This is a genomic window from Vibrio sp. 1978, from assembly GCF_033344345.1.
On record NZ_JAWPOP010000305.1, the window covers coordinates 1 to 816 of the forward strand.

1 protein-coding gene and 1 pseudogene are annotated in these 816 nt (G+C 45.5%); one reads left to right on the forward strand and one right to left on the reverse strand.

Annotation, left to right across the window (positions count from 1 at the left end):
* Nucleotides 1–574: asparagine synthase-related protein (locus R8N49_RS26260; RefSeq protein WP_318190340.1), on the forward strand; the 574-nt coding region annotated here is incomplete at its 5' end.
* Between the two features lie 115 nt (nucleotides 575–689).
* Here R8N49_RS26260 and R8N49_RS26265 read toward each other — a convergent pair.
* Nucleotides 690–816: pseudogene (locus R8N49_RS26265) on the reverse strand (transcription/translation regulatory transformer protein RfaH); the annotation flags it as partial.

Consider the following 816-nt stretch of genomic DNA (forward strand, 5'->3'; position numbering starts at 1 on the left):
GCCAAACGCAAAAGAGTTCCACGAAGAAACGGTTCGTAAACTGCTGGCTCTAAACATGTTTGACTGTGCCCGTGCGAACAAATCGTTGGCGGCATGGGGCGTTGAAGGCCGTGTACCATTCTTGGATAAAGAGTTTATTGACGTCGCAATGCGCTTAAACCCTGCAGACAAAATGTGTGGCAACGGTAAGATGGAAAAACACATTCTTCGCGAATGTTTTGAGCATTACTTACCAGACTCAATCGCTTGGCGTCAAAAAGAGCAGTTTTCTGATGGCGTAGGTTACAGCTGGATTGACACTTTGAAGGCCGTAGCAGAAGAGAAAGTGACCGATCAACAGATGGAAACGGCTCAGTACCGCTTCCCATACAACACACCAACAACTAAAGAAGGTTACGTATACCGCGAAATTTTTGAGGAGTTGTTCCCATTACCATCAGCTGCAGAATGTGTACCAGGTGGTCCTTCTGTAGCGTGTTCATCAGCGAAAGCGATTGAGTGGGATGAGTCATTCAAGAACTGTGTTGACCCTTCAGGCCGTGCAGTGCAAACCGTTCACAACGACGCTTACTAAGCAGAGTTGGGCTGGAGCAGCAATCCAGCCCAATTATTTAACTTGTTGACGTTAAGATCAAAAGGAGGTGCGTGCGCACCTCTTTTTTGTGTTGGTTGTTATGAGTATTAAGCGACTACTTTAAATCTAAATCGGTGTTATCAATGCTAACTGGTACTCGCTTCGAGATCATTTGCACCAACATGATTGAACGCTTCTCTCCGTCTTGTTCTTGGAAAATGGCATCAATACCTGCAAATTGT